4 protein-coding genes and 1 pseudogene are annotated in these 2808 nt (G+C 73.1%); 2 read left to right on the top strand and 3 right to left on the bottom strand.

The window, feature by feature from the left end; all coding sequences use genetic code 11:
* Nucleotides 1–276: pseudogene (locus AB0B76_RS58815) on the top strand (sialidase); the annotation flags it as partial.
* 23 nt (nucleotides 277–299) lie between these two features.
* Here the strand turns inward: AB0B76_RS58815 and AB0B76_RS58810 are convergent.
* On the bottom strand, nucleotides 300–806 hold the full coding sequence (locus AB0B76_RS58810) for a YbhB/YbcL family Raf kinase inhibitor-like protein (protein ID WP_360395136.1): 507 nt from the start codon (nucleotides 804–806) through the stop codon (nucleotides 300–302).
* Between the two features lie 47 nt (nucleotides 807–853).
* Here AB0B76_RS58810 and AB0B76_RS58805 point away from each other — a divergent pair, with 47 nt between their 5' ends.
* Nucleotides 854–1498, top strand: coding sequence for a GntR family transcriptional regulator (locus AB0B76_RS58805; RefSeq protein ID WP_360395133.1), 645 nt, complete (start codon nucleotides 854–856; stop codon nucleotides 1496–1498).
* Between the two features lie 31 nt (nucleotides 1499–1529).
* On the opposite strand, the gene AB0B76_RS58800 is transcribed toward AB0B76_RS58805, so the two are convergent.
* Both AB0B76_RS58800 and AB0B76_RS58795 read right to left on the bottom strand, forming a co-directional pair.
* Nucleotides 1530–1850, bottom strand: a complete 321-nt coding sequence (locus AB0B76_RS58800) for a transcriptional regulator (RefSeq protein WP_360395131.1) — start codon at nucleotides 1848–1850, stop codon at nucleotides 1530–1532.
* Nucleotides 1847–2542: a hypothetical protein gene (locus tag AB0B76_RS58795; RefSeq protein WP_360395129.1), complete on the bottom strand. Its 696-nt coding sequence runs from the start codon at nucleotides 2540–2542 to the stop codon at nucleotides 1847–1849. The genes AB0B76_RS58800 and AB0B76_RS58795 overlap by 4 nt, the downstream gene beginning before the upstream one ends.
* Between the last annotated feature and the right edge of the window lie 266 nt (nucleotides 2543–2808).

Genomic DNA, 2808 nt, shown 5'->3' with positions numbered 1-2808 from the left:
TCCCACGACGGGATCACCGGCTACGCCGCCTACAAGGTCGCCAACAACGTCACCTCGCACGAGGCGTGGGGCATGGGCAGCTACTGCGTCTTCACGACGGACCCGTCCATCGCGGCCTACCACTCGTTCGAGGCCCCGGTGAACGCGAACGTCAAGTTCCACGACATCCTGACGGTCTCGCTGGGCAAGGGCTCGATCACCCACGTCATCAACGACACGGGGTCCGCCGCACTGCCGAGCAGCGTGACCCCGCACACGGTCGTCAGCTATCCGTGATCGGCCGGGACCCCGGCGGCTCGTCAGGCCGCCGGGGTCTCCGCCGTCGTGATGAGGGTGGCGCGGCCGAGGATGTGGCCGGCCATCGTGAAACCGAGGTACGCGGGGGTCGCGTCGGCGGGCACGCCGATGTCCTCGACGTCGAGGGCGTGGACGGTGATGAAGTACCGGTGGACGCCGTGCCCGGCCGGCGGGCCGGCGGGGACGTACTGCGGCAGGCGCACGTCGTTGGGCAGCTGCACGGCGCCGGCGGGCAGGCCCGATCCGGCGGCGTCGCCCGCGCCCTCGGGCAGGGACGTGGTGGCGGCCGGGAGGTTGGCGACCGCCCAGTGCCAGAAGCCGGAGCCGGTCGGCGCGTCGGGGTCGTACATGGTCACGGCGTAGCTGCGGGTGCCGGCCGGGGCGCCGCTCCAGCTGAGCTGGGGCGAGGCCGCCCGGCCCGCGAAGGGCCGGCCGTCGCCGACGGTCGTGCTGGTCAGGTCGAAGCCGGGCACGTGCGGGAGGCGCGCGAAGGGGTCGTTGTCGCTCATAATCGATAGTCTCACAGATAATCGATTATTCTGCTAGGGTGGCGAACGTGACAACGCAACCCATCGAGCGGCAGCCGTCGGAGCGGGTATACGTGCACCTGCGCGCGGGCGTGCTGCGCGGCGAGTACGCGCCGCGGCAGGCGCTCAAGCCGCAGGAGCTGGCCAACGAGCACGGCGTGAGCCTCGCCGTCGTGCGGGAGGCGCTGCTGCGCCTGGTCGGCGAGGGGCTCGCGGAGCGGTTGCCGAACCGCGGGTTCGCCGTACCGGCGACGGGCGACGAACGGTGGCAGCGCATCGCCGAGGCCCGGGCCCTCATCGAGCCGGCGACACTGCGACTGGCGATCGAGCGCGGCGACCTGGAGTGGGAGGCCCGGGTCCGGGCCGCCCACCACCGCCTGGCGGGCACGCCGGTGGACGACCTCGACACGTGGTCGGAGGCGCATCGGCTGTTTCATCGGGTACTGCTGGAAGGCTGCGCCAACGACGCCCTGCTGGAGACGTTCGACCGCCTCTGGACCGCGAGCGAGCTCGCCCGCCGCTGGTCGGCGCGCGCCGCCCCCGGCCGCGACCACGCCACCGAGCACCGCGCGATCGAGGAGGCCGCCCTGGCCCGCGCGGCCGACCGGGCCGCCGAGCTCCTGCGCATCCACGTGAGCCGCACCGTGGAGGCGCTCGCGATCGAGCGCCCGTGACCGATGCCCGGCCGCCGCACGGTGGAGACGCTCAGCCGCCCGACGTCTCGACCCGGGCGATGAGCTGCTTCAGGCGCCCGATCTCCGCCGCGAGCGCCGCGTCGCCGGCCGGGGTCAGGGTGATCCACGTGCGGCCGCGCTTGCCCGCGTAGCCCTTCTCGACCTCGATCAGGCCGGCCGACTCGAGGACGCCGAGGTGCTGGGACAGGTTGCCGGCGGTCAGCTCCAGCTGCGCCCGCAGGAAGCCGAACTCGACCCGGCGGGCCTCGTGCGTGATGGTCAGGATGCCGAGCCGGACCCGCTGGTGCACGACGTCGTCGAGGCCGGTGACGGGGTGCGGGGCCTCGGTCATCGGGCCCGCCGTTGGGCCAGCGCGAAGCCGGCGCTGCCGAGCAGGAGCAGGCCGCCGGTGATGGCCAGCATCGGCGCGAACTGCCAACGGCTGCCCCAGCCGTCGCCCCAGCCCAGATTGACCTTCGCCACCACGACGACAAGGTACCCGAGCGCGAACACCAGCAGCGCGACGTGCCGCTCCAGCCACGCCAGCACGAGCAGGGCCAGCCCGAACGTGCCGGTGACGTCGACCAGGCGGTAGAGCGCCTCGACCGCGGCGGGCGGGCGGCCCAGGTCCGGCGGCGGGTCGAGGTGGACCCAGAACCGCACGGCGAACGAGAACAGCACGACGAGCCCGACGCCGGTGAAGACATACGGCAGGACCCGGGCCTCAACGCCGCGGGACCGGGCCACGCGCAGGTACACGGTGGCGATCACGACGTACCCGGCCGCGAGGGCCAGCGCCCAGTAGATCTCCGCGGCCACCATCTCGACGTGGCAGACCCGGCCGCCGTCGGGCAGGGTGCGGCAGTCGCTGACGATCTGGTGGCCGAAGCGGTACACGGGGATCGCGCCGAGGGTCAGCACGCCCAGCACGAGCAGCGGCAGCCACGTCACCCGCTGGGTGAGACGGACCCGGCGCGCGAGCTCGCGCACGTCGGCCAGCAGCCGGCGGGGGTCCCCGCCGGCGGAAACCGCATCGGAAGTCATACCAATAGGTTTGCACAACAAACCGATTGGCGCCAGTGGCAATTGCGCTACCCATCGAGGGTGGGCCGGCGGCGCTGGGCATGTGGCGGTCGTCGCGCTCGACGCGCCGTGAGCGCGGCGGCGCTGGGCAGTCAACTGGGCGGGCCCAGCCGGCTCGTGGCTGGTCGCGGGAACTCGACCAGCCACCCTGGGTTGTCCGACGTGAGGTTCGGCGTCATCTGGCCGGCCGCCCACCCGCCGAAGGCGATCCAGAGCGAGACCAGCAC

It is taken from the genome of Dactylosporangium sp. NPDC049140, from assembly GCF_040648435.1.
This window is presented reverse-complemented; position numbering and strand designations above follow the sequence as displayed.